The sequence below is a fragment of the Salinibacter ruber DSM 13855 genome, assembly GCF_000013045.1.
In the GTDB taxonomy this organism is placed as follows: Bacteria; Bacteroidota; Rhodothermia; order Rhodothermales; family Salinibacteraceae; genus Salinibacter; species Salinibacter ruber.
Map to the genome: position 1 here is coordinate 1,280,676 of NC_007677.1, position 23,434 is coordinate 1,304,109.

The window sequence follows — 23,434 nt, forward strand, 5'->3', positions numbered from 1 at the left end:
CGTGAGCATTCGCGTCGCGCACCTTTGCAAAGACTTCTCGAAGCGGTCGGAGACCTTCATCTACGACTACGTGACGGAGCTGGAGCGGCAGGGGGTGGACAACCATGTGGTGGCCAACGAGCGCGTGAATCCCGACGAGCGGCCCTTTGAGAACGTGACCGTCGTGCCCTGGCCCGCACTCTGGAACCCACGACGGATGGGACATCGTCTTCTCGAGGAGCTGGGACTCGACGGGGCGCTCGATTCATCGTGGCGAGAATTATGGCCGGGGGCTGAAGAGGCGATCGAGCGGGTCGCTCCTGACGTGTTGCATGCTCATTTCGGCCGGCCCGGGGTCAAGGCCGTGCCGATTGCTAGGCAACTGGATCTACCGTTCGTCGTCACCTTCTACGGGTACGACATTTCGAAGCTGCCGCGTGAACGACGCTGGCGAGAGGCCTACGAGTCCATTTGGCGTACGGCCCAGGCGGTCGTTGTGCTCTCGGAGGAGATGAAAGAAGCGGCCGTCCGTCTCGGGGCGCCCCCCGACGCCGTACAGGTCGTCCATCTCGCGCGGGACCTCGACGACTTTCCTTACCGTCCCCCGAGCGCTCCGGTGTCGGAGTTCATTAGCGTGGGGCGCCTTACCGGGAAAAAGGGCCACTTCGACGCCATCCGGGCGGTGCAGAAGCGAATTGAGGCGGGGGATGATCTGCAACTGTACATCGTGGGCGACGGGCCGCAGCGGGACGACCTGGAGCAGTACATTCAGGCCCATAACCTGCAGTCGTCCGTTGAGCTTCTCGGCTCCGTTCCGAACGCAGAGGTCGCGCGGCACCTTCAGAAGGCCGATGCCTTTTTGCTCTGCAGCAAGACGGCCGCGAGCGGAGACCGGGAGGGCACCCCGACCGTGCTGATCGAGGCCCAGGCGGTGGGGCTTCCGTGTGTGTCGACCACCCATGCGGGCATTCCGGAGATGCTTCCGGAGTCCAATCATTCGCTCTTGGCTCCGGAGGGGGAGGTGGACGCCATTGCGGAGCGCCTCCGACGGCTGCGGGCGTGCTCGGACGAAGAGCTGCGTGGGGTGTCGGCGGCCGGACGGGAAATAATTGAGACCTCGTTTAGCCTGTCGTCGGAGGCAGGGGCATTGCGGAAGATCTACGAGCGCGCGGTCCACGATCGGGAGCACGCCACTGCTTCCTAGGCGATCCCAAGCCGACGGAGCGTCTCGACGAGCGATTTGGTGTACGAGAGGGTGTTGCGGTGAAGCCCGCGGAGGCCCCGAAGCCAGAGGGGGACGCGTGCCCCCGTCAACTCGTAGCCAAGGGCCTGCAGCAGAGAGCCGGCTTCCTCTTCGACATCGGCAGTCTCGCGGGAACTGAGGGAGTGTTTCCAGACCTGGGCGCGAGAAGGATCGACCGGAGCATTCAGCTTTTCGTGGAGATGGGCGTGCTCGTCGGGGACGGACGCGTCGCCGCTCTCGTCGAAGGCGAAGAGGGCCTCGGTGAACTCCAGATCCAGCCAGTCGCACAGATCCCGTAGGACAGATTCGGGATTGCGAACCAGGTTTTCGTAGAAGAGCTCCCGGTAGCGACGGGCGGGGAGAGGGCGTCCGGCCTGGCGTCCTGTGTGCACCTCTTTTTTCCAGTGCCGAGCCGATCGTCGCATGCTCACTGTAAATCCAGCCTCGACGCGGCTTCGGGCGACATCCCGCCCGTCACGGATCATATGCACGAATTGGGACTCCGGGAACGCCTCGGACAGCCACTCGATGTGCCGCACGTAGTGAGGCGTTTTGTCGCCCCATCGCTGCTTGCCGTGCTTGTGGGCAGAAGCGTGAAAGAGTGCGTCCGCAGCGCCCGCGAAATCGGTGGGCGCACGGTCGGACAGAGCGGTCTCGGCCTCGTGGATGCTGAGGTCGAAGATGGGAAATGCGTAGGCGCCCATGGAGACCTCTGTCGTCTGGAGGTCGCGGATAAAGAACCACCGCTCATGAGGTTCGCTGAAGTCGCCGTAGCGGTCGGTGTTCTCATGAAGTGAGAGCAGAAATTCCGACTCGGGAGGAATGTGCATATGGGGATGCTGCGTGAGCATGAGTCGGAGCAGCGTGGTGCCGGAGCGGCTGCACCCAACGATGAAGACCGGCGGTTCAGACGGGGACATGGGGAAGTAGTGTGCAGACCAGGGCCGAGGAGATCTTTCGTCAGGCCGCTGTTTCAGCAGGCTCGTCGTGCTGTTTGCGGAGGAAGGGCCAATAGCTCGTGAGATCGACGCCGAGGAGGGTGCCCAGGTCTTGATTTTTGCGGGCGAAGATCTGTTCCAGGCACGCCCGGACCGAGTCGTTCATCGGGGGCGGACGACGGGGCGTCAGGTTGAGTTGTCGAAGGTGGTGGACGAGGCCTTGCAGGGCGTAGCTCGACTGGGGTTGTGCCGGATACGGAAGCTGGCCTTCGGAGCGCGTCTCGATCCCGGTGGTGCAGTAGTTGAGCAGGAGTTGGAGGCCCGGCCACCGGGGCACGGGCGATCGATTTTGGTGGGCGTCCACGCCTGCCACGTCCACAGCGGTTTCCAGTCCGAGAAACGAGCAGACCTCGTCGACGACGGCCTGTGTGTGATCCACGAAGCGCTCAAAGAGAATGACTTTTACTTGATCTTCAGGGAAAAAGTCAAAGTAGCGTTCCAGTTGGGGCTTGTAAAAGCTACGAAGGAGAAGGGTGCTGGGGCCGTGCTGAAGCTCGTATTCGAAGCCGTGAACGGCCCGGCCCGTCTTCACACGGTGCCAGTAGTGCGAGTACGTTCGGTCCACCGGATTTCGTAGCATGAAGAGGAGCTTGACGTCCGGGAGCAGGCGCTTGATGCGGAGGGGAGCGTCGGGGGCCGGCAGATAGGTGGACGAGTAGTCCCCGACGCACTGGTCGGGATGGGCCGGTTCAAAGAGTTGCCTGTACCAGTCGAGATTCGTCTCGCCGTGTCGGTCGTAGTCGGGCGCTCGTTGAGACGGAGCCCGAGCGGGGAAGAAGAAGCCCGAGTGCTGGACGGGGTCGTCCATGCAGAAGAAATGCGTTTCCCCGTCCGGGAGATATACCTGCTCGTGATTGGACAAGAGATGGTGCAGGGAAGAGGTGGCGCTTTTCATAGCCCCTCCGATGATGAAGTCCGGCAAGGAGGGAGGCGTCCGAGTGGCGGGGTCGAGCATTCCGGAGGCGGGATGCTTCAGAAGGAGGGAGTAGTTTGAGGGGACGGCTGGCCGCTTGCGTCGCGACGGGCGGAGCCAGAGGATGGGAACAGCTGTGGACCACCGCTTTTGTCCTACAGAGTTCCTCCAGAACGAGGTTTCGTCCTCTTGGCGGCCGCCTGCTCAACCATTCCTGGGCCCAATGGTGTGAAGTTGTTCTTGCAGAAGACGCTGTCCGTCACAGGTGCCGTCGACTTTCTCCTACTTCGACGCGGCGGCAAGGTCATGCTCAGGGGGCGGAGGCCTTCTGCGCCGGCGTATGTCCATTTTGGTGGCCCCAAAATGGACGCGACGAGCGAAGCGACTCACGAAGTAAAAAAGGCCTGGCTGGCAGAAGATGACCTGAGACCCACGTTCGCTCCACCGCGCGGGATGACCCTTCAGGCCCCTGAAATTTATCGAACTTCCCTTCCATTCGTCCGGCTCAGCCCAAGACTACTTCCTCGCTTCGCTCAGGGCGCGGGCATGATACATTTCGGGCGTTCCGCGAACCTGGGTCTCCAGGCGGTCATTTTCTGAAGGCCAGGGGGCGACCATCGGGGACTCTCTGAAGTTCTATCACGTGAGGCTCATTCGAGCAAACAACTTCACACTGTTGTCCCGGGCCCAATGGGACTGGTCAACCCCGTCCCACGCCGCACGGCGAGAGGGGCGCAGGGACCGCCGGGACGACGTGAACCGACTGTGTGGGCCCTCCCCGGAATGGAGTTTGCCCCGGAATGTGGTTTGCGCCGTGCTCCTCGTCGCGGACGCAAACGAGAACGTCCCCATGTGGCCTGAACCCTTCGTGGGGGCCCTCCGTTAGGTGTAGGCTATTTACGCCATCTCGCCCACGGGAGCCCTGGAGGCGCCGCATGCTCGACGACGTACTTGCGCTAATCCGAGAGCACGATCGGTTTTTCATCACCACTCATCTTGGTCCGGACGGGGACGCCGTTGGATCCCAGCTGGCCCTCGGGCGCTTTCTGGAGAAAATGGGGAAGTCCGTCGCGATGGTCAATGCCGACGAGGTGGACTACAACCTCGACTGGATGCCCGGCGCCGGGGACATCGCCGTCTTCGATGGATCGCTGGGGCAGCACGAGGCGCTGGCAGAGGCGGAGGTGGCCTTCGTGCTCGATACCAACGACGAAGAGCGCATCGGCAAGGTGGGGTCCCTCGTGCGGGACGCCACCGCGACGACGGTCCTCGTCGACCATCACCTGGAGCCGGAGCACTGGTTCGACGTGTTCTTCGTTCGGGAGGAGGCCGCTGCCACCGGCGAACTGGTCTACGAGATCATCGACGGCCTCGCGCCGGACCTGATCGACGAGGGGATTGCCACGGCCCTCTACACGGCCATCATGACGGACACCGGCTCCTTCCGCTACAGCAGCGTGACGCCGGCGCTGCACCGGAGCGTGGCGGACATTCTGGAGCGGGGGGGCATCGGCCCTGCGCCGATCCACGAAACCATCTACGACCGAAAATCGATGCCGGGCCTTCGTCTGCTCGGGCGCATGCTGAACCGCATCCGCCTCCGCTACAACGGCCAGCTTGGCTACTCGGTAGTCACGCAGCGAATGGTCGAGGACACGGGGGCGAGCTGGGACGACAAGCAGGGCTTCGTCAACTACGTCCTGTCGATCGAGGACGTGAAAACCGCACTGCTCTTCTCGGAAACGGACGACGGGGCCAAGATTAGCTTCCGATCGGAAGCCGACGTGCGTGTCGACCAGTGGGCCCGTCACTTCGGCGGGGGCGGCCACCGCAACGCGGCCGGGGCGTACGTCAAACGCCCGACCTTCGAGAAAACCATTGAGACCGTCATCGACGCGGCGTCGGACTACATTGCCTTCGACGCCCGCCATGCCCCAGACGACGACCTCTCCCCGGAGGATCAGTCCTATCTGGAAACCCTCCTGGACGACCCCTCCGACTCGCCGTGACGCGTCGGGGCCGTTGGCGCTGTGAATCGCACCGGACCCCTGTGCCCTGACGGTTGACGTTGGCCGTGCGTGGCGATTAACGTGTTGGCGGACGGCCGCCGCATGGCCCGGCGCCGACAAGACCGAGACCGCGGGCCCACCCGCTCCGGCTCGGCCTCCGTTCGCTGCTGTCTTCAACGTGTCCTTACGAACCGACCCGACGCCCCGATGCACATTCAGCGCCCCACCTTTCAACGCCCCGAACCGCCAGCGCCGAACGGCGCCCCCACGCGCCTCGCCATCACCCTGGGCGACCCGAACGGAATCGGGCCCGAGGTGGTGCTGAAGAGCCTGCACGACCCCAGCCTGATGCCGTCCATGACCCCGGTCCTGATTGGGTCGGCGCACGTGCTGCGGGTGCACGCCGACGTGCTCGGCTTCTCGGACCTCGACATTCACATCGTGGACGAGGTGCCGGAGGAGGTGCCCCACGGGGACGTGGCGGTGCTCGACGTGGCCGAGGACCCGGAGCCCCCCGTCATGTTCGGGTCCATCACGGCGGAGGGGGGGCGCCTGGCGATGCGGGCGGTGGAACGGGCCGTGGAGGCCTGCCAGGCCGGCACCGTCGACGCGATGGTGACCGCGCCCATCTCTAAGGACGCAGTGCGACAGGGCGGGTACGACGTGCCGGGCCACACCGAGTTTTTGGCGGACAAGACGAACAGCCCGCAGCCGACGATGATGATGGTGGCCGGGGGGCTACGGGTGGGGCTCGTGACGAGTCACACTGCCCTGTCGGAGGTGCCGTCGGCCGTTACCGAGGAGGCCATCCTCGAAAAGCTGCGCGTCATCGACGCGTCCCTGCGCGACGACTTTGCGATCGAGCAGCCCAAGATTGCGGTCTTCGGGCTGAATCCGCATGCGGGAGAGGCCGGCGCCTTCGGTCAAGAAGAGGAAGAGGTCATTGCCCCCGCCCTGCGGGCCGCGCGGCAGGAAGGGTTTCGGGTCGAGGGGCCCATGGCGGCGGACGGGTTCTTTGGGACGCAGCTCGACGCCGACCACGACGCGGCGCTGGCGATGTACCACGACCAGGGCCTCGTGCCATTCAAAGCCCTTGCGTTCGATCACGGCGTCAACTACACGGCGGGGCTGCCCATCGTGCGAACCTCCCCGGATCACGGAACGGCCTACGGCATCGCGGGCAAGGGAATGGCCCTGCCGGGCAGCATGCGAAACGCCATGGAGTTGGCCGTGGCCATTGCCCGTCATCGTCACCAGCAGGCCACGCCCGCGACATAGCCCCAGGCCTGTGGGGGCTCCCTTGCGGTGGTGCGCCGAGGGTCCTGTCCGTCGGGGGCGTCTCCGCCTGACAGGACAGGAAGGGGGTTGACCCTTCCCGCCTGGACCCCGATCCTGTTGGCTCCTCTGCCCGGCCTGATTTCCCTGTCCGTGATTGACTTCCGCGACGTATCCATCTCGTTCTCCCTCCCGAACGGCGATCAACGTTCGGTTCTAGACGAGGTCTCCTTCCACATCGATCAGTCGCAGAAGACCTACCTGGTGGGCCCCACGGGCAGCGGCAAGAGCACAATTCTGCGCCTGCTCTATATGGACCTGTTTCCCGATTCCGGGGTGGTCCAGATCGGGGACTACCGGTCCGACCAGATTGAACGGGACGACATTCCGTACCTCCGGCGCTCGCTCGGGGTGGTCTTTCAGGACTTCCAACTCCTCCCGGACCGAACGGCGTACGAGAACGTCGCCTTTGCCCTCCACGCCACCGGCACGTCCGCCTCAGAAGTGCAGAGCCGGGTAACGAAGGTGCTGGGGCGGGTGGGCCTCAGTCACAAGCACCGCAGCTATCCCCACGAGCTGTCGGGGGGCGAGCAGCAGCGCGTCGTCATCGCGCGGGCGATCGCCAATGACCCGTGGGTCCTCTTGGCCGACGAGCCGACCGGAAACTTGGACCCGTCCGTGGCCGACGAGATTCACGAGCTGTTGCTGGACCTCCACAAGCAGGGAATGACCCTCTTCGTGGCCACCCACGACCACCGGCTCGTGAAGTCCTACTCGGCCCGAACCCTCGCGATGATGAACCGCCAGGTGGTGGAGATTGACCCGGAGACGCTCTAATTCGTCCCAGGCACGGACCGGAGCGTCAGAACGACGAACAGGCAATGGCGTTGCAGTACCCATCTGCGCCGCACAACTCCCGATCCGGCGTGCGCATGGTGTATCCAACCCGATGCTCCCCCTTACGGTGTTGCGTGCGTTCCCATGAGTGTCGTCTCTGCACTTCTTCGCTTCAACAGCCGTGTCTTTGATGCTTTCGAGGAGTGGTGGGAGGGCGAAGGGGCCCGCCGCGTGGTGGCCCGGGTGCTCGTCGGGGGGTTTTTGCTCTCCCTGGTGGCGATTGAGCTGAGCCGGATGGGCCTGTTGCCCGACTCGGTGGGGCGTTCGGTGTCCACCAATCACTTCAGGGCCATCGACGTTGCGTTCACCCTTTTCCTCGTGGTCGAGCTCGTGGGGCTCGTCGTCGGCCTCGCCACGAGCGTGGCCGACACGGCGGGGAAGCAGTTTGAGGTGTTTTCGCTCATTCTGCTCCGCCGCTCCTTCAAGGAGCTCGTGAAGTTCGAGCAGGAGCCCATTCGGTGGAGCATGGAGGCGGGGCGGGAGGCGGTGCAGTACCTCGTCGTGGACGCCACGGCGGCCCTGGCCATCTTCGTCATCCTCGGCGTCTTCTACAAGGTGCAGGTGCACCAGCCGATTACCGAGTCGGAGGGGGAGCAGGAATTCTTCGTCCGACAGAAGAAGCTGGTGGCGAATGGGCTGCTCCTCATCCTGGCTGGCCTCTCGGTGTATGCCGTGGCGGCCCCGCTCCTCGGCGGAGCGGCCATTCCCTTCTTCAACACCTTCTACACGGTGCTTATCTTCAGCGACATTCTCATTGTCCTGATGTCGCTGCGCCACAGCGTGACGTACCACGTGGTGTTTCGCAATTCCGGATTCGCCGCGGCGACGGTCATGATTCGCCTCGCCCTGTCGGGGCCCCGCTACCTGGGGGCGGCACTGGGCGTGGGCGCGGCCCTCTTCAACCTGGGGGTTGCGGCGGCCTACTACTACGTGACCCCGGCGGCGCAGGCCTCGGCCCAACGCAACCAAGAGCAGACGTCCTTCGACGACACGTCGCCGACGAGCCCGGCCGACACCGAGGACCAGCCCGTCGCGGCGGACCCCGCCGAGCCCGAATCCACGCCGGGCGTGTAGGGGGCCGTCGTGCCACTCGCTCGGAGGATCAAGGTCTTGACCGCACGGGCGGCCGATGTCCGCTAATTGGCACTCAGCATCCATTGCCGAAGCCCTTCGGGTCCCAGCTCGTCGTACATCGTCTGGATCCGGGCCACGCCGTCGTCTGTGATGTTGGCACGGAGAATTTTCTCGATCATTGTGGCCAGTGCAGGCGGCATCTTCTGCTCAACATCGACTTCGAGGGTCCGCTCTCCTTGGTTTAGGGTGCGAAAGGCGAGCGGGGCCGCGGCCGCCGTGGCGGTCTCGGAGGGCAGATGATCGGATAAAATCTCCTGCACCACTGTCGCCGGGGAGCGGGCGTTCTGGTCCTGTGCCGTGCCCATCAATGCCTCCAATTCCGCTCGCACCTCCTCCGACAGCTGAAGGTCGTGAAGCCCATTCGTTTTCAGGTGGGTGTGAAGGCGTTGCGCCAGGCGTTCCGCCTCCTTTTCGTTTGGGATGTAGGTGAGTGTCCAACCGCGCAGCCAGTCCTGCGCCGTCGGCGTCTTGGAGGTTTCCATGTCGGTGCGTGTCGGGTCGGTTCGTTGGAAGAACGCGCGGCGTTCGGGAGCCCCCGTCCACTCGTCCCCTCTCGGCTCGGGACGAGCGTGCCACGCGCAGATTGTCGTCTGAACCCAGAAAAAGACGAACAACAGATGCGCCGAGAACCTCAATTTCCGTTTAGAATGTGGTCAAATCCCTCACAAGGACTATTCCACAAGGGGGCTGACTCGGCGAGGGCCGCCAAAGCGTGTTGCGGTGGGCGTTGAGACAACAGGCCAGGGGGAGGCGGGGTGGGCTACTCCGATGTGCAAGAGGCGAGTGCACATGTGGACGGCGGTACGAGGGCGACCACCAGGCGGACGGGTCCAAAAACGAACGGAGGTTTGTTAAATAAATGTTAAATTAAGGAGAAGTGTTGACAAACACACGCTCGCCTCTAATTTTAGAACATGCTAAGTTCATTCAACGGTGGGGCCGCCAGGAAGGCGATGTCCTCAAAACGGAGACTGGGAAGGGCTTGGGGGCACCGCAGCGCAGTCCAACGGCTGTTGGGGCCCTCGTCTCGATCTGTCGGGGGAAGACGCGTGTCGTCCCCGATCCGGAGGTCGCAGTGTCCCATGATCCGCTTGTCCGCGCCCCCTGCGTTGGCTATCGAATCGGTAGAGCAGAGGCATGTCCGACCGCGTGGTTGCCCAAGTGAGTCTCCGGTCCGCCGAGGGGTCGTCTGTGTTGGACGCCGACGAGCCCATCACGTCGGACAATGTAGACGACTACCGGGCCGGAACGAATGCGATTGAGGGCGCGAAGGAGGCGCTCCGCGGCCTCGGGTTTGACGTTGTTCAGGCCAGTGAGGTGGGGCTTTCCATCTCGGGGGACAAGGACCGATTCGAAGAGGTGTTTGACACCACGCTGAAGGCGCGCTCCAAGTCCGCCGACGCGGAGCCGGGCGATCGCCAAGCGTACGAGGCAACGGAGCCGGTTCAGGTGCCGGACGCGCTTGTGGCCTTCGTGGACGAGATCACCTTCCCCGTTCCCCCTGAGTTTCACTAGCTCGCTCGATGCACACCCGACGTTCACCCTCGATGAGCTCTTTCATCACACACCAGAAAGATCATGTCTGACGCCGAAGCAGACCAGGAAATCGTCACCATCATCTCAACCACATCTAAGGGAGGACGTTCTCTTTTCGAAACCGAAGAGCCCGTCACGGGAGCGAATGTTGACGAGTACAACTCGGATCCGGACGTTACGGAGGAGGCCGAGCGTGAACTCCGAGAATTGGGATTTCGCATTTTGGACGTGGGCCCAGCAACCATCTCGGTCGGGGGCTCGGCCGAGCAGTTCCAGGATATTTTTGGGGTGGCCCTCGAAGGCAAAAAAAAGGAAGTGTTTGACGGAGAAGAAGCGGAGTACTTCGATGTCGAGGAGGATGGCGAAGAAATGGCCGGGGCGCTGGGAGACTGGGCGGAGGGCGTCACTCCGGTCGTTCCCCCCGAGTTCCACACGGAGAGTCCCCTCTCGCCCATCGCGGAACCGCACTCGGACGCGTACCACTACTTCACGGTGCCCGACGAGGTTGCCACGATTCTCCGCGCCACGCGGGTGCACCGCAACGGCATCACCGGGTCGAAGGTGGAGGTCGCGATGCCGGACACCGGATTCTACGAGCACGAATTTTACGAGCGGCGGGGCTACCGCACGCGCTCGACGATACTCGGGCCCGGCGCCAGCAACCCGTCGCAGGACAACTACGGGCACGGCACCGGAGAGGCGGCCAACATCTTCGCGGCCGCCCCAGACGCCCAGCTCATCCCGGTAAAGATGGGGAACGACGCGGTCGGGGCGTTCAACAAGGCCTGCAATCAGAGTCCAGACATCATCACGAACAGTTGGGGCTGGTCCGTTGACAGCCCAGGCACGTCGTGGAGCGACATCCGCAACCGCAGCCGTTCCCTGTACAACACGCTGAAGGCGATGGAGGCCGCGATCGCCAACGCCGTAAACAACGGCATTGTCGTGTGCTTCTCCGCGGGAAATGGCCCAGGTGGGTACGGGTTTCCGGCGAGCCACCCCGACGTTATTGCTGTGGGGGGCGTCCACGTGAACTACCCGGACCTGGACCTTGAGGCCTCCAGCTACGCCGCCAGCTTCGACAGCAGTTTGTACTCGGGGCGGCAGGTGCCGGACCTCTGCGGGATGGTCGGGGACGACGTATCGTCTCTGCCCGCCCCGCTCCTCATGCTTCCTGTGCCGCCGGGAAGCCGGCTCGACACCTCGTCGACCGGGGCCGCAGACGACAGTTGGGGCCTCTTCAGCGGAACGTCGGCCGCGGCCCCGCAGGTGGCGGGGGTGGTGGCCCTGATGCTGGAGAAGAACAACTCCCTCAGCCCCTCCGACGTGAAGAAGAAACTCGTCAACCAGGCCGCCAAGGACGTGACCAAGGGCCAGAGCGCAATGGGCGACTCGGCGGGGCCGGGCGACGACGCGGCAACCGGCGCGGGCATGGTGGACGCCAAGTGGGCCTGGGTGGTGTCCATGGGCGACACGATGGCCCGCTTCTTCGAGGCGACCCCGGAGCGGCGCGAACGGCTCATCGAGGAAGACGCCGTTCCGGAAATTGACGGGGAGTTTGTGGAGGACATGATGCAGACCCTCCGTTCGCGGTCGTAGCGGTCCGCCGCCGCTCGACACCGGCACTGCCGAGTGTGGGGGCCGATTCCGTGCCTCCGCTGCTCGCAGTGCATCTGTACCGGCCGAGGGGGCCCGTGCCGCACAACGGGCAGCCAACCGACGGAAGTAAGGACCAGAACGGTCGGTTGGCTGCGTTGCCTGTGTGGGCAAGGGCCCCCCTCCGGCGTGTCTGCCCCTCGCTTCCCGCGCTTCTACGCTCGGTTTCCGACTGGCCGACGGCGTGTCGGCATACCGGAGGCAGGAGGGAATCCACGTCCGCGGAGAAATTGGGGGCCGTTCTCCCGTACGAGTGTGGGGGACTCGTCTCGAACGGTGCTCCCTACGCCTCGTCCGAGAAGTCGCGGTGCCCGAAGTAGTGCAGGACGTACTTGATCTTCGACGCCTTCGCCGGGCCAAAGCCGGGCAGGTCCTGCAGGCGCTTCTCGATTGTGTCCAGGTCGGCGCCGTCGCTCCACAGGTTTGCCGCGTTGCCGTCGTACTCGTCCGCGATGTGCGCGGCCACCTTCTGGGTGTTCTCCGCCATCTTGTTGACGAACCGGTGGACGGCGGGGGATTCGGAAAAGTGCTCCTGGAACGGCTCGAAGTCCATCTCGGCGATCGTCGCCATGTCGAGGTGGCCGAGGCGGTCTTTGAGGCGGAGCGGGCCGGTAAAGGCCGACTCGGCGCGGACGCGCTGGTCGTAGAGCAGGCCGAGGAGGGCGGCGTTCGGGTCGTCGCGCAGACGGTCGTCGTCCTCGATCTCGCCGGTGAGGGTGCCTTTCTCCTTAAACCGGTCCATCATGCGGACGAGGCCGCCGGAGAGGTCGCTGTAGTCGATGTGGGTAATCTCAACTGCCATTTTCAGGGTGTAGGGGTCGAGGATGGGGGAATGCGGGTGTAGGGGGAACGTACACAGGGGAACGGCGAATTCGAAGCGTGTCCCCTGAAATTCGTCATTCTTCCAGCCAGCGGGCCGCGTCCTCCGCGAAGTAGGTCAGAATGACGTCGGCCCCGGCGCGGCGAATGCCGGTGAGGGCCTCCAGTGCACAGGCCTTCTCGTCGAGCCAGCCGTTTTGGGCGGCGGCCTTGATCATGGCGTACTCGCCGCTCACGTTGTACGCGGCGACGGGCACGTCGCTGTGCTGCTGCACGCGGTGGATGACATCGAGGTAGGGAAGCGCCGGCTTCACCATTGCCATGTCGGCGCCCTCGTCCAGGTCGAGCATGAGCTCGCGGATGGCCTCCTCGCCGTTGGCCGGGTCCATCTGGTAGGTGTCCTTGTTCGCGGGGATGTCCTTCTCAGGGGCCTCCGCCTTGTCCTCGGGCGCCGAGTCGAGGGCGTCGCGGAACGGGCCGTAGTAGTTTGACGAGTACTTGGCGGTGTAAGACAGGATTGCGGCGTCGGTGTGCCCGGCGTCGTCGAGGGCAGCGCGGAGGGCGCCCACGCGCCCGTCCATCATGTCGGATGGGGCGATGATGTCGGCCCCGGCCTCGGCGTGGAGCACCGCCATTTCGCACATCACCTGAATGGTCGCGTCGTTGTCGATGCGGCCGTCGCGCACGATTCCGTCGTGCCCGTCGCTGTTGTAGGGATCGAGGGCCGTGTCGGTGATGATCATCAGTTCCGGCACGGCGTCCTTGAGGACCCGGATCGCGTTTGGGTAGAGGTGATCAGGGTCGAGGGCGTGCTCGGCGTCCGGCGTCTTCAGGTGATCGGGGAGGGCCGGGAACAGGGCCACCGCCGGAATGCCAAGGGCATGCAGCGTCTCTGCGTGGTCGACGAGCCGGTCGATCGTGTGACGGTACGTGTCCGGCATCGACGGGACTTCTTCCCGCTGATTGTCCCCCGCCATCACGAACAGGGGCGCAATGAGGTCGTCCGTCGACAGCCGTGTCTCCCGCGCCATGCGTCGGATGTTGCGGGTCTTGCGCAGTCGACGGGGGCGGAGGGGAAGGTCGTAGTCGGAAGAAGCCATAGAGACCTCAGTGGATGGATTGACAATCGGAAAATCTGATGCGGGTGGGGACGCCCACGACATCCCGCCGTGTGTCACGAATTACGCACCATTCACCCCACCTGCTCCCGCCGCTCCCATTCGGTGCCGTCGGGGGTATCCATGACCTCGATGCCCAGCGCCTCTAGCGTGTCGCGGATGGCGTCGGCGCGGGCGTATTCCCCGTCGGCGCGTGCGGCCTCCCGGTCCTCCAGAAGGGTATCGATGGAGTCGGAGAGGTGAGCGGGGGCCAATCCGTTCTCGGAGCCCGCGTCGGTGCGCTGGTCCGCCTCGTGCTCGGGCTCGACGACGCCGAGGAGCGCATTCGTGCGGTCGAGCCAGTTGCGGGCGCTCCGGGCCGTCGCCCCATTTAGGCGGTCCGTCTGCTCGATGGCCTTCACGCCATCCAGGGCGGCGGCCGTGGCGGCGGGGGTGTTGAGGTCGTCGCACATCGCCTCGAGGGTGCGGTCGTAGATGGGGCGGAGCCGGCCGCCCAATTCGTCGGGGCCGTCGGCGTCCGCCGCCAGGGCCGCGTCGACGCGCTCCGCTGCGTCCTGGTACCGGCGAACGTGACGGGCCGCCGTGTGGAGGGTATCGAGCGTGAAGTTGAACGGCTTGCGGTACTGGCCCTGCATCAGGGCGTAGCGGAGGGCCAGTGGGTCGACGCCCCCCTGCTCCCGAACCGAATCCGGAACGTGGTCGTCGTCCGGGCCGGGGGCGATGAGGTCGCGAACGGTGTAGAAATTGCCCTTCGACTTCGACATCTTCTCGCCCTCTACCTGCAGGAAGCGGGTGTGCACCCAGTAGTTGACGACCTGGTGCCCGGCGAGGGATTGGTTCTGGGCAATCTCACACTCGTGGTGCGGAAAGATCAGGTCCTCGCCGCCGGTGTGGAGGTCGAAGCGGTCGCCGAGGTACTGCATGCCCATCACCGAGCACTCGATGTGCCAACCGGGGTAGCCCCAGCCCCAGGGGCTGTGCCAGTGCATGAGGTGCTGGGGGTCATGCTTCCACAGGGCAAAGTCGCGCGGGTCGCGCTTGTCAGGGTCCTCTACCACGTCGCGCTCGGTGGCCTGTAGCTGTTGGGCCTCCGTGTTGCCGCTGAGATGGCCGTAGTCCTCGACGCTCTCGACGGAAAAGTAGACGCCCTGGTCGGTCGTGTAGGCGTGCTCCTTCTCGACGAGCTCGATGACGGCCTCCAACTGGTCCGTGACGTGCTCGGTGGCGCGGGGGCGCACCTCCGGCTCGCGCAGGTTCAGTGCGCCCCAGTCCTCCAGAAACGCCTCCGTGTAGTGGCGCGCCAGGTCGTAGATGTTGGCGAAGCGCTCGCCCTCCCGCTCCAGGGCCCGTTGCATCTTGTCCTCGCCCCCCGGGTCCACGAGGTCGTCCTGCGTGAGGTGCCCGACGTCCGTGATGTTGCTCACGTTGGTCACGTCCCACCCGATCGCCTCGGCGGTGCGCCGGATGAGGTCGGCCGTCAGAAACGACCGGAAGTTGCCGATGTGGGCGTACATGTACACCGTGGGCCCACAACTGTAGAAGCGGAGGTGCTCCTCCTCGATTGGCTCGACCGGCTCGGTCTCGTGCGTCAGCGTGTTGTAGAGGCGGAACGTGGGCGACGGCATGTGCGAGTGGACGGGCGGCGGGGTGAGAAGAGGTTGTGACTGGGCAGACCGTTCGGCTGTACCTCGTGCCTCGTGGATTGTGCCGTGACTTCCACGTGGACCGAAGACGAGCCGGACGGGAACGTATGGGAGTGGGACGAGGGGACAGGGTCGTTCCAATTACTCCGTGGCATCTACATCGTCGGCGTCCCACCGATCAGCTGCGTCGCGGAGCGCCTGCAGGTCGTCCCAGTAGCGGGCGATCGTGCGACGGCCATTCTCGCTCAGCGACACGGTCGTCACGGGCGTCTTGTCCGCAAACGACTTGTCCACGTCTACCAGCTCCGCCTCTTCAAGCCGCGACAGGTGGCTCGAGAGGTTGCCCCGCGTGAGGCCCGTCAGGCGCTGTAGGAACGTGAAGTCGGCCTGTCCGCACGACGAGAGGGCCGTGAGAATTGACAGCCGCGCGGGCTCGTGGATGAGCTTATCCAGTTCGGCGAGACGCTCAAACGGCACGTCGGAGTCCGGGTCACGCATCGGCGCTCACCTCCGTGTCGTCCATCGGGCCGAGGGTGCCGACGAGGAGGCGATGATTGTAGAGCCCGACCCCGAGGATGACGGCTCCGAGAAGCCCGTAGTTCACGGCCTGCACCAGGACCATATTGGGTGTCACCAGAGGGAGGAGGGTTACCAGGAAGAGAAGAATGCCCGTTGCCGCGTACGTCCAGCGGAGGCCAGGGAGCGGCGCCAGTAGGCTCGCAACAATTAGCATCCACCCCGGGAAAAACACGAGAAAATGGTTGTCGCCGAGGGGGGTGTGCTGCGGAATGTAAAACGTGACGAGTGCAATCCAGCAGAGGGCTCCCGTCAAGAGGGGGACGAAAGTCCATGCCGACAACACATCCCCGAGGGAACTTCCGTGTCCTTCGCGGCCTCGGACCCGCCCGTACGCGCTCTCGTAGCGTCGGTGCATGTACCATATCCACGGGGACGTGAGAACGAGGAGGGCAAGCGCTCCGAGGGGCGCCCCATGAATCAGCATCTGTGGACGCACGAGCAGACCTCCGAGCACGCCGAGAAGAAGCAGCCCCCCTGCAGGCGCGTAGCAGAGCCCCTTCAGTTGGTGATAGAACTGAGTAAAGAACCGGACCTGGTCCGGAGAGCGAGGCGGGCCCGACGCGCGTGCTCTTGCGGAAGACATCGGACGAGGAGAGGCCTGTTGGGAACGCCGACTTGTTTGCACTGCAAACAATCGCTGGGGAAATTTGCTCGGGCCGGTTGATGTGCCGAGCAAACCTGTTTGCGTCGCAAACCCAGCACGGTCACCGCGGGGCCGACCGGATGAGAGACGCGAGCAGCCTCATTACTGCTCTTCTGCGGCCTGTGGTCGGCCGTCCGCGGCCGGGTGCTCTTCGTCAAACCACCGCGGGGGGTCGTAGCCGTGCCCGCCCCACGGATGGCAGCGGAGCAGGCGGTGGACCGTGAGCACGAGGCCCTTGAGTGCGCCGTACTCCCGAAACGCCTGGATTGCATAGGCCGAGCACGTTGGGTGAAAGCGGCAGGTGCGCCCCAGGTGCGGGGAGAGCACGAGCTGGTACAGGCGCACGAGCCCAATCAAGAGCAGGCGCGGGAGGCGGGCCAGAAGGGAAAGGGCGCGGCGCATTGAGAAAGAAAGGTTGTTCATGCCACGGGTAAAACAGCAGGCCTGGAGACAGGTTCGAACAATCAACCCCATGCTTCTTTCCTGCCTCGAACCTGCTGTCTCTCGCAATGAGCGACCCGCTTCTTGACGCTGCCGACTTCACCGACGACGGCCTGATCCCCGCGATCGTGCAGGACGCCGAGACCGACCAGGTGCTCATGATGGCGTACATGACGGCGGAGACCCTCCAGGAGACCCTCGACACCGGCCGGATGGTGTACTGGAGCCGCTCGCGACAGGAGCGATGGGTGAAGGGGCAGACGAGTGGTCACACCCAGACGGTTGAAGAGGCCCGTCTCGACTGCGACGGCGACACGTTGCTTTTTCGGGTGCACCAGGAGGGCGGGGCCTGCCACACCGGCTTCCGTTCGTGCTTCCACCGCCGCGCCGCCGACGACGGGTGGACGACCGACGGCGAGAAGGTGTTCGATCCGGACGCGGTGTACGAGTAGGCCTACGACGACGAAGCCGTCACGGGCGACGAGGGGGCGGTGGCGTAGCTCGCGCCCAGAAAGGCCGTCAGGGTGATGGGCCACACCAGGATGGGAAACGTGGCGGGCGAGAGGTACAGGTTCCCGACGGCGCTCCCCAGGCCCGCCGCCACGGCCGCGAACACGCCGGCCCCCGTCGTGCGGGGCCACAGGACCAGAAAGGCGAGGGGCAGCCCCAGCGTCGCCCCGAGGCCCACGAAGGCGAACTCAATGATGTCGAAGATCGTCCCGGGCCGCCAGTAGGCCAGGCCGACCCCGAGCAGGGCCATCACGCCCACGATTCCACGTCCGAGACGGATCATGCGGGCCGGGAGCACGCCGCCGGCGAGTTGCGTCTCGTAGAGGCGGGTCAGGTCCGCCGAGGTGACGAGCATCATCGAGTCGGAGGTGGACAGGACGGCCCCGATGATGCCGGCCAGCAGCAAGCCCGCGAACCAGTCGGGGAAGAGTTGTACCATCATCTCCATCGCCGCCGACTCGGGGTCGTTCATTGAGCCGTAGAGCACCCGGCCCGCCATTCCGATGAAGAGCGGGACCGTGAGGCGGAGGGCCTGAAAGGCCAGTGCGATGACCGAGGCGCGGCTCAGCAGGCGCTCGGACCGGATGGCCTGGAACCGCATGAGTCCGTGCGGCTGGCCGAGGGCGCCGAGGGCAAACGCGAGCCAGGAGCCAACCGAGAGCGCGAGGGCCGTGCCGGTCTGCCCCGCCGTCATCGACAGGAGCGTCGGGTCCGCGGCCCGCACCGCCGTCACGAACGCGCCCCAGCCGCCAATCTCTGCGATGGCGACGAGCGGGAGCGCGAGCGCCGCCAGAATCACGAGCAGCCCCTGCACGAAGTCGGTCCAGACCGACGCGTCGAAGCCGCCGAGCGTCGTGTAGAGGGCGACGGCCAGGCCCCCGGCCCCCACCGACACCGCGTAATTGAGGCCGAGGCCCGTCTCCATGGCCTCCCCTACCGCGATGATCTGCGCGCCGATGTACGACGCCATGAACACCACCACCGCGAGCGTGGCCGTCCACCGGATCCGTGGGCCCCAGGGGGAGTCGCGGAAGACGAGCGCCAGGTGGTCGACCACCGTCTGGCTGTCGAGCGCCTCCGACTGTCGCCGAAAGGTGGGGGCCACGTAGCGGTACAAGAAGAGAACGACCACGAGCATCGCCATCGAGAACCAGAGCCCGTGGAGGCCCGTGGTGAACCCGACCCCGACCCACGCGAAAAACGTCCAGCCGCTCGCCACCGAGGCCACCTCCGAGAGGGCCAGGGGCCAGGTGCCCACGTCACGGCCCGCGAGCATGTAGTCGGTGAGGCGCCGGGTCTCGGTGCGGAGGAAGAAGTAGACCCCGATCCCGACGAGGACGAGGAGGTAGAGCCCGAACGTCAGTGAGAGGCCGATTGACATGGGACGCTAGGACGCTGAGGAGCGATGACCAAGGATCGTCACGTATCCATCCCCCCGCTTTGCATCGACGCGGCATAGGGCGTAGGCGAGAAGGGGAAGGGTCCCAACGACCGCGAGGGCTGCGGCCGTGCCCAGTGGAAGGCCGAACAGGGTCATGCGACGAGCGGTCGTCAGGGACGTGAGTGAGAGGGGCCGTGCAGGTCCGAAAGGGGCTACTCGTCCAGGTCTTCGGGGATCTCTTCCGGAATGGTCCAGCGGTACACGGTATCCCCCTCCAGATCGACCGTCCGGTCCGGGGCCCACCGTCCCATGTCGAAGTCGTGGGACACCACCGGCGTGCCGGGGGACAGCTGCTCAAACAGAATGGGGCGAAGTTTCTGGTTGACCGAGGGGAGCAGGTACAGCGTCACCACCGTCGCCTCGCTGATGTCGGCCTCGAAGAGGTCCCCCTGCCGGAACTCGACGAGATCGGCCACGCCGGCCTCCTTGGCGTTCTTGCGGGCCTTCTTCACGAGATCGGGGTCGATCTCAATGCCGACGCCCCGCGCCCCATGCGTCCGCGCCGCGCGGATCACGATGCGCCCGTCTCCGCTTCCGAGGTCGTAGAGGACATCCGTCTCGTCCACGTCGGCCAGCTCCAGCATGCGGTCGACGACCGGCTTGGGGGTCGGTACGTAGGGCACGTCCGACTCCTGCTCGGGCGGCATCTTCAGGCCCGGAATCGTTGTCTCTGCGGTGGTGTCCGTCTGCTGGGCGTATCCGGACCGAGGCCCGTGGCCCAGCAGGAGGCCGAGGGCGAGCAAAACGACCGAGAGGAATCGGAGACGGGACATGGGACGTCGAGTGTGAATGGGGAGCAGGAAGCGAACGAGGGTGGAGGCGGTCAGGAGGAGGCCTCCTGGGAGCGGGCGGTCCGCAGGGCCAGCAGGGGAATGCCGGCCAGCAGCACCCCGACGCCCAGCAGGGCGCCGGCGCCGGCGTAGGCCACGCTGGACCAAAGCATATACAGACAGGCCGCGCAGAAGAGAAGCGGAACGGCCGGGTACAGTGGAACCCGGAAGGGCCGATCCGTCTCGGGCTCGATCCGGCGGAGAACGAAGAGGGCCGCGCCGGCCAGCCCGAAAAACAGCCAGAACACCGGCGCCGTGTAGTCCACCATTGCCTCGAACCCCTGCCGAGTCCAGGCGCCCACGCCCACCAGCCCGAGCGCGACGGCCCCCTGGACGAGGAGGGCGTTGGCGGGGGTCTCGGTGTCGGCGTCCCAGCGGCCCAGGAAGCGAAAAAAGCGAACGTCCCGGCCGAGTGCGAAGCTGGTCCGGGCCCCGGTGAAAATGGTCGCATTTGTGGAGCTGAGGGCCGCCGCCACGACCAGCAGGCTGATGAGCTTGGCCCCCGGAGCGCCAGAGGCCGCGCGCATCAGGTCCGCCGCGACGACCTCCGAGCCCGCCATGCCGGCGAGGCCGAGCCCCTGCAGGTAGGCCCAGTTTACCAGCAGGTAGAGCCCGGCGATCAGGCCGAGGCTCCCGAGCAGCCCCCGCGTCATGTTGCGGGGGAGGTCACGCACCTCGGCGGAGAGGTAGGCTGCCTCGTTCCACCCGCCGTATGTGAGGAGCACGAAGACCATGGCCATGCCGAAGCTCCCGCCCCCGCCATCTGAGGCCCCGCCATCTGAGGCCCCCGTGGCGGCAGCCTGCCCGGCCGACTCGGGCACGAGGAAGAGGCCCGCCCCGATGAGGACGAGCAGGCCCACGATCGTGGCGACGGTAAGGCCCCGCTGCACGTGTTTTCCCTGCCGCACCCCAAGCGCGTTGAGCAGGGTGAGCCCGGCGACGGCCAGGGCGGCGTAAATGGACGGCGAGTACTGCGCCCCGATCGGCCACAGCTCCGTGGCGTAGTCGCCAAACACGAACGCCAGCAGGGCGATGGAGCCGGTCTGGATCACCACGAGGCGGGCCCACGCAAACAGGAACGCCAGCCAGTCCCCGAAGGCGCGCTGGAAGTAGAAATAGTCCCCGCCAGCATGGGGGTACGCCGTAGTCAGTTCAGCGTAGCAGAGCGCCCCCACAATCGACACGCCGCCGCCCAACGTCCAGGCAAGCAGGGCGGCCCAGCCGCTGCCGGTATTTCCGGCCACGAGAGCGGGGGTCTCGAAGACGCTGGCCCCAATGACCACCCCGACGGTCAGGGCCACGACGTCCACAGTCGAGAGGCTAGAAGCCAGTCGCGCCTGAGAGGGGTCGTTCATGTGGAAAGGCCCGAATGGGAATTGAGAGAACCGCTGTGCCCCGGGGCAACGTATGAAGAGTGGTAGAGCCCGGTCGGGAGCGAAGGCCTTGAGGCTTGGGGAGCCTTGGGGCAAAATTCGCGATCCCTACACGGATACGGCCAAGGGACGTTCGCCGTGAGGAGCGTCTCGGTTTGGGAGGGCTCCAAACGGACGGCCGGCGGTGAAAAAGTCCGTGGGGGCTTACCTTGCACACCAGTAGTCTCCTGTCTTGTCCAGCCGAACGATGTTTAACGACTGGCGCCGCGTACTTGCACTTTCGGGAAAGGCCCTCGGGGCAATTCTGTTCTGTGAGGCGGTGGGGCTTTTGGCCGCGTGGGTCACCCAGACCTCCGTTACGACCTGGTACCCGACCCTCACCAAGCCGAGCTTTACCCCGCCCAACTGGGTGTTTGCCCCGGCCTGGACGACGCTCTACGCCCTCATGGGCGTCGCCGCGTTTCTGGTGTGGCGTTGCGGCCCGGATCGGACCCGGGTCCGGACGGCCCTCACGGCATTTGGGCTCCAGCTTGCCGCCAACGCCGGATGGTCGTTCGCCTTCTTCGGGGCCCGGTCGCCCGCCCTCGGGCTCGTCGTGATTCTGGGGCTGTGGGGGCTGCTGGCCTGGACGATGGACCGGTTCTTCCGCGTCCGGCCGGTGGCGGGGTGGCTGCTCGTGCCGTACCTCGCGTGGGTGACGTACGCCCTTGCGCTCAACGCGGCCATCTGGGGCCTGAACTGACGGGAACGGGGCGAGGGCGTCTACGCAGAAGTGGGCACGCTCCGTGCCGTCGATGCCTGGGGCGAATCGTCCCCGTCAGCGGTGCGCTCCTCGGCCCAGTTGGCCAGGGCGCGAAGCTGGCCGGCAAACAGGGGGCCGTGTACCCAGCGGGCGAGGGACCAGTACAGCGTCCCGGTTAGCCCCTTGGGTTCGAAGAAAAGGGTCTGTGTAATGCGGCTGCGGGCGTCGGCGTCCTCGTGGGGGGAGACCTTGAACTGCAGCCAGGCACGGCCCGGGAGCCGCATCTCGGCCCGCAGGCGGAGCAGCTGATTGTCCTCGCGGGTCTCGACCCGCCAAAAGTCGACCGTGTCGCCGACGCGGAGGGTATCGGGGTCTCGCCGTCCGTAGCGGAAGCCGACCCCGCCGACGAGTTGATCGATCCAGCCACGCAGGCGCCAGAGGGCGTCCCCGTAGAGCCACCCGGTGTCGCCGCCCAGTTGTTCGATGGTGTCGAAGACGAGGGCGGGCGGGGCGTCCACGTCCACGGCGCGCTCCTCGCGGTACAGGCCCTCGCTGAGTTCCAGGCGGGTCGAGGGCGCCTCGTCGGGCACCGAGGAGACGGCGCTGTTCCAGACGGTCGGGATGGTCCCCGTTTCCGCCCGCCGCAGGGCAAGCCGCAACGCCGCCTCGAACGAGATGGGCTCGACGTCCGGGAAGAGGGAGTGCGCCTTTTCGGGGTCCTCCACGACCACCTCGTTATCGAGGCCTTCGATGAGCGGACGGGCAATGCTGTTCGAAACCGGGGTGACGAACCCGATCCAGTGCGAAGAAAGCCGAGGGGTCAAGAACGGCACGTTGACGACCCACCGGTTGAGGCCGCGCACCTCGGCGTAGATCTGGAACATCTCGGCGTAGGTAAACACGTCGGAGCCCCCAATCTCGACGATCTCCCCCGCACTGTCCGGCTGCTGAAGCGCCGCCACCAGATACTGCAACACGTTCCGGATGGCGATGGGCTGGGTTGGGGTGTGCACCCACCGGGGGCAGATCATGAGGGGCACCCGCTCGGTCAGGTACCGCACCAGCTCAAACGACAGGCTTCCCGACCCGACAATCTGGGCGGCCCGGAACTCCGTGACGGGCACCGCTCCGTCCCGCAGCACCTTGCCCGTCTCGATGCGGCTCTGGAGGTGCTTCGACTGTCGCTCCCCTTTCGGCCGCATGCCGCCGAGGTAGACGATCCGTTGCACGCCGGCCGCCTCGGCGGCACGCCGGATGTTGGTGGCGGCGCGTCGGTCCTTGTCTTCGAACGCATCCTCACCGGCCCCGAGCGAGTGGATGAGATAGTACACGGCGTCCACGTCTTCCATGGCGGGGGGCACGGTGTCGGCCTTCAGGGCGTCGCCCACCGCCACCTCCACGTCGTCGCTCCAGGGCTGGGCCTGAAGCCGTTCGGCACTTCGCACGAAGCACCGCACCGCGTATCCTTCACGGAGCAGGCAGGGAACGAGACGGCCGCCCACGTATCCGGTGGCGCCGGTCACAAGTACGGTCGAGGAGGAGGGGGACATGGAGGAAGCAAAGTATGGGGTCCGTGGCGCGGCTCCGTACACGGACGAGGAGGAAAATAGATTGCGAATGCGTGCGAGGCCGGATTGTCACAACGGATTTCCCAT

At 65.6% G+C, this 23,434-nt stretch carries 22 protein-coding genes; 9 read left to right on the forward strand and 13 right to left on the reverse strand.

Annotation, left to right across the window (positions count from 1 at the left end):
• Position 1 precedes the first annotated feature (1 nt).
• On the forward strand, positions 2-1,183 hold the full coding sequence (locus SRU_RS05290) for a glycosyltransferase (RefSeq protein WP_112903659.1): 1,182 nt from the start codon (positions 2-4) through the stop codon (positions 1,181-1,183).
• Here the strand turns inward: SRU_RS05290 and SRU_RS05295 are convergent.
• Together SRU_RS05295 and SRU_RS05300 are read right to left on the reverse strand one after the other, a co-directional pair.
• The gene (locus SRU_RS05295; protein WP_011403763.1) at positions 1,180-2,142 is read right to left on the reverse strand and encodes a sulfotransferase family protein; all 963 of its coding nucleotides are present in this window, start codon (positions 2,140-2,142) and stop codon (positions 1,180-1,182) included. The two genes, SRU_RS05290 and SRU_RS05295, sit on opposite strands and share 4 nt — an antisense overlap.
• 40 nt (positions 2,143-2,182) lie before the next feature.
• Positions 2,183-3,175: a sulfotransferase family protein gene (locus SRU_RS05300; RefSeq protein ID WP_011403764.1), complete on the reverse strand. Its 993-nt coding sequence runs from the start codon at positions 3,173-3,175 to the stop codon at positions 2,183-2,185.
• Between the two features lie 893 nt (positions 3,176-4,068).
• Here SRU_RS05300 and SRU_RS05305 point away from each other — a divergent pair.
• From SRU_RS05305 to SRU_RS05320, 4 genes are all read left to right on the forward strand, one after another.
• Positions 4,069-5,142 carry a DHH family phosphoesterase gene (locus SRU_RS05305; RefSeq protein ID WP_011403765.1) on the forward strand — a complete coding sequence of 358 codons (1,074 nt, stop codon included), beginning with the start codon at positions 4,069-4,071 and terminating at the stop codon, positions 5,140-5,142.
• A gap of 207 nt (positions 5,143-5,349) precedes the next feature.
• Positions 5,350-6,420, forward strand: coding sequence for a 4-hydroxythreonine-4-phosphate dehydrogenase PdxA (gene pdxA / locus SRU_RS05310; RefSeq protein ID WP_231847399.1), 1,071 nt, complete (start codon positions 5,350-5,352; stop codon positions 6,418-6,420).
• A 150-nt stretch (positions 6,421-6,570) separates the two neighbouring features.
• Positions 6,571-7,254 carry a cell division ATP-binding protein FtsE gene (locus SRU_RS05315; RefSeq protein WP_043553123.1) on the forward strand — a complete coding sequence of 228 codons (684 nt, stop codon included), beginning with the start codon at positions 6,571-6,573 and terminating at the stop codon, positions 7,252-7,254.
• A gap of 144 nt (positions 7,255-7,398) precedes the next feature.
• Entirely contained in the window at positions 7,399-8,388 is a 990-nt protein-coding gene (locus SRU_RS05320) for a hypothetical protein (protein WP_013061589.1), read from the forward strand.
• A gap of 62 nt (positions 8,389-8,450) precedes the next feature.
• Here the strand turns inward: SRU_RS05320 and SRU_RS05325 are convergent, their stop codons facing one another.
• Positions 8,451-8,930 carry a hypothetical protein gene (locus SRU_RS05325; RefSeq protein WP_237701978.1) on the reverse strand — a complete coding sequence of 160 codons (480 nt, stop codon included), beginning with the start codon at positions 8,928-8,930 and terminating at the stop codon, positions 8,451-8,453.
• A gap of 655 nt (positions 8,931-9,585) precedes the next feature.
• On the opposite strand from SRU_RS05325, the gene SRU_RS05330 reads away from it, so the two are divergent.
• The gene (locus SRU_RS05330) at positions 9,586-9,963 is read left to right on the forward strand and encodes a hypothetical protein (RefSeq protein WP_013061592.1); all 378 of its coding nucleotides are present in this window, start codon (positions 9,586-9,588) and stop codon (positions 9,961-9,963) included.
• 63 nt (positions 9,964-10,026) lie between these two features.
• Complete coding sequence (locus SRU_RS05335; RefSeq protein ID WP_112903663.1) at positions 10,027-11,583, forward strand: S8 family serine peptidase; 1,557 nt, start codon at positions 10,027-10,029, stop codon at positions 11,581-11,583.
• Positions 11,584-11,923: 340 nt separating this feature from the next.
• Here SRU_RS05335 and SRU_RS05340 read toward each other — a convergent pair whose 3' ends face one another.
• The 6 genes from SRU_RS05340 to yidD all read right to left on the reverse strand — a co-directional run bounded on the left by SRU_RS05340 (position 11,924) and on the right by yidD (position 16,865).
• A complete protein-coding gene (locus SRU_RS05340) occupies positions 11,924-12,442 on the reverse strand; it encodes a hypothetical protein (protein ID WP_011403772.1) in 519 nt (172 codons plus the stop codon).
• 94 nt (positions 12,443-12,536) lie between these two features.
• Complete coding sequence (gene hemB, locus SRU_RS05345) at positions 12,537-13,559, reverse strand: porphobilinogen synthase (RefSeq protein ID WP_011403773.1); 1,023 nt, start codon at positions 13,557-13,559, stop codon at positions 12,537-12,539.
• A gap of 92 nt (positions 13,560-13,651) precedes the next feature.
• On the reverse strand, positions 13,652-15,202 hold the full coding sequence (gene cysS / locus SRU_RS05350) for a cysteine--tRNA ligase (RefSeq protein WP_237701980.1): 1,551 nt from the start codon (positions 15,200-15,202) through the stop codon (positions 13,652-13,654).
• Between the two features lie 159 nt (positions 15,203-15,361).
• A complete protein-coding gene (locus SRU_RS05355) occupies positions 15,362-15,718 on the reverse strand; it encodes a transcriptional regulator (RefSeq protein ID WP_011403775.1) in 357 nt (118 codons plus the stop codon).
• Positions 15,711-16,382: a hypothetical protein gene (locus tag SRU_RS05360; protein ID WP_231847402.1), complete on the reverse strand. Its 672-nt coding sequence runs from the start codon at positions 16,380-16,382 to the stop codon at positions 15,711-15,713. The genes SRU_RS05355 and SRU_RS05360 overlap by 8 nt, the downstream gene beginning before the upstream one ends.
• A 162-nt stretch (positions 16,383-16,544) precedes the next feature.
• Complete coding sequence (gene yidD / locus SRU_RS05365; protein WP_013061596.1) at positions 16,545-16,865, reverse strand: membrane protein insertion efficiency factor YidD; 321 nt, start codon at positions 16,863-16,865, stop codon at positions 16,545-16,547.
• An 86-nt stretch (positions 16,866-16,951) separates the two neighbouring features.
• Here yidD and hisI point away from each other — a divergent pair, with 86 nt between their 5' ends.
• Positions 16,952-17,335 carry a phosphoribosyl-AMP cyclohydrolase gene (hisI, locus tag SRU_RS05370; protein WP_011403778.1) on the forward strand — a complete coding sequence of 128 codons (384 nt, stop codon included), beginning with the start codon at positions 16,952-16,954 and terminating at the stop codon, positions 17,333-17,335.
• 2 nt (positions 17,336-17,337) lie between these two features.
• Here hisI and SRU_RS05375 read toward each other — a convergent pair whose 3' ends face one another.
• The 3 genes from SRU_RS05375 to SRU_RS05385 form a co-directional block, all read right to left on the reverse strand.
• A complete protein-coding gene (locus tag SRU_RS05375) occupies positions 17,338-18,774 on the reverse strand; it encodes a sodium/proline symporter (protein WP_011403779.1) in 1,437 nt (478 codons plus the stop codon).
• Positions 18,775-18,986: 212 nt separating this feature from the next.
• Positions 18,987-19,607 (reverse strand): SAM-dependent methyltransferase, encoded by a 621-nt coding sequence (locus SRU_RS05380; RefSeq protein ID WP_112903665.1) that lies wholly within the window; start codon positions 19,605-19,607, stop codon positions 18,987-18,989.
• Positions 19,608-19,657: 50 nt separating this feature from the next.
• Positions 19,658-21,019, reverse strand: coding sequence for an APC family permease (locus SRU_RS05385; protein WP_011403781.1), 1,362 nt, complete (start codon positions 21,017-21,019; stop codon positions 19,658-19,660).
• Between the two features lie 265 nt (positions 21,020-21,284).
• Between SRU_RS05385 and SRU_RS05390 the strand changes: the two genes are divergently transcribed.
• A complete protein-coding gene (locus SRU_RS05390) occupies positions 21,285-21,779 on the forward strand; it encodes a TspO/MBR family protein (protein ID WP_011403782.1) in 495 nt (164 codons plus the stop codon).
• Between the two features lie 20 nt (positions 21,780-21,799).
• Here SRU_RS05390 and SRU_RS05395 read toward each other — a convergent pair whose 3' ends face one another.
• Positions 21,800-23,329, reverse strand: a complete 1,530-nt coding sequence (locus tag SRU_RS05395) for an SDR family oxidoreductase (protein ID WP_011403783.1) — start codon at positions 23,327-23,329, stop codon at positions 21,800-21,802.
• Between the last annotated feature and the right edge of the window lie 105 nt (positions 23,330-23,434).

What these genes read in the sequence shown, in the direction of transcription:
- SRU_RS05380 (WP_112903665.1), bottom strand. Translation starts at nt 19,607, where the DNA reads ATGTCCCGTCTCCGATTCCTCTCGGTCGTTTTGCTCGCCCTCGGCCTC.
- hisI (WP_011403778.1), top strand. Translation starts at nt 16,952, where the DNA reads ATGAGCGACCCGCTTCTTGACGCTGCCGACTTCACCGACGACGGCCTG.
- yidD (WP_013061596.1), bottom strand. Translation starts at nt 16,865, where the DNA reads ATGAACAACCTTTCTTTCTCAATGCGCCGCGCCCTTTCCCTTCTGGCC.
- SRU_RS05295 (WP_011403763.1), bottom strand. Translation starts at nt 2,142, where the DNA reads ATGTCCCCGTCTGAACCGCCGGTCTTCATCGTTGGGTGCAGCCGCTCC.
- SRU_RS05340 (WP_011403772.1), bottom strand. Translation starts at nt 12,442, where the DNA reads ATGGCAGTTGAGATTACCCACATCGACTACAGCGACCTCTCCGGCGGC.
- SRU_RS05360 (WP_231847402.1), bottom strand. Translation starts at nt 16,382, where the DNA reads ATGTCTTCCGCAAGAGCACGCGCGTCGGGCCCGCCTCGCTCTCCGGAC.
- cysS (WP_237701980.1), bottom strand. Translation starts at nt 15,202, where the DNA reads ATGCCGTCGCCCACGTTCCGCCTCTACAACACGCTGACGCACGAGACC.
- hemB (WP_011403773.1), bottom strand. Translation starts at nt 13,559, where the DNA reads ATGGCTTCTTCCGACTACGACCTTCCCCTCCGCCCCCGTCGACTGCGC.
- SRU_RS05355 (WP_011403775.1), bottom strand. Translation starts at nt 15,718, where the DNA reads ATGCGTGACCCGGACTCCGACGTGCCGTTTGAGCGTCTCGCCGAACTG.
- SRU_RS05375 (WP_011403779.1), bottom strand. Translation starts at nt 18,774, where the DNA reads ATGTCAATCGGCCTCTCACTGACGTTCGGGCTCTACCTCCTCGTCCTC.
- SRU_RS05395 (WP_011403783.1), bottom strand. Translation starts at nt 23,329, where the DNA reads ATGTCCCCCTCCTCCTCGACCGTACTTGTGACCGGCGCCACCGGATAC.
- SRU_RS05385 (WP_011403781.1), bottom strand. Translation starts at nt 21,019, where the DNA reads ATGAACGACCCCTCTCAGGCGCGACTGGCTTCTAGCCTCTCGACTGTG.
- SRU_RS05390 (WP_011403782.1), top strand. Translation starts at nt 21,285, where the DNA reads ATGTTTAACGACTGGCGCCGCGTACTTGCACTTTCGGGAAAGGCCCTC.
- SRU_RS05320 (WP_013061589.1), top strand. Translation starts at nt 7,399, where the DNA reads ATGAGTGTCGTCTCTGCACTTCTTCGCTTCAACAGCCGTGTCTTTGAT.
- SRU_RS05335 (WP_112903663.1), top strand. Translation starts at nt 10,027, where the DNA reads ATGTCTGACGCCGAAGCAGACCAGGAAATCGTCACCATCATCTCAACC.
- SRU_RS05330 (WP_013061592.1), top strand. Translation starts at nt 9,586, where the DNA reads ATGTCCGACCGCGTGGTTGCCCAAGTGAGTCTCCGGTCCGCCGAGGGG.
- SRU_RS05325 (WP_237701978.1), bottom strand. Translation starts at nt 8,930, where the DNA reads ATGGAAACCTCCAAGACGCCGACGGCGCAGGACTGGCTGCGCGGTTGG.
- pdxA (WP_231847399.1), top strand. Translation starts at nt 5,350, where the DNA reads ATGCACATTCAGCGCCCCACCTTTCAACGCCCCGAACCGCCAGCGCCG.
- SRU_RS05300 (WP_011403764.1), bottom strand. Translation starts at nt 3,175, where the DNA reads ATGCTCGACCCCGCCACTCGGACGCCTCCCTCCTTGCCGGACTTCATC.
- SRU_RS05305 (WP_011403765.1), top strand. Translation starts at nt 4,069, where the DNA reads ATGCTCGACGACGTACTTGCGCTAATCCGAGAGCACGATCGGTTTTTC.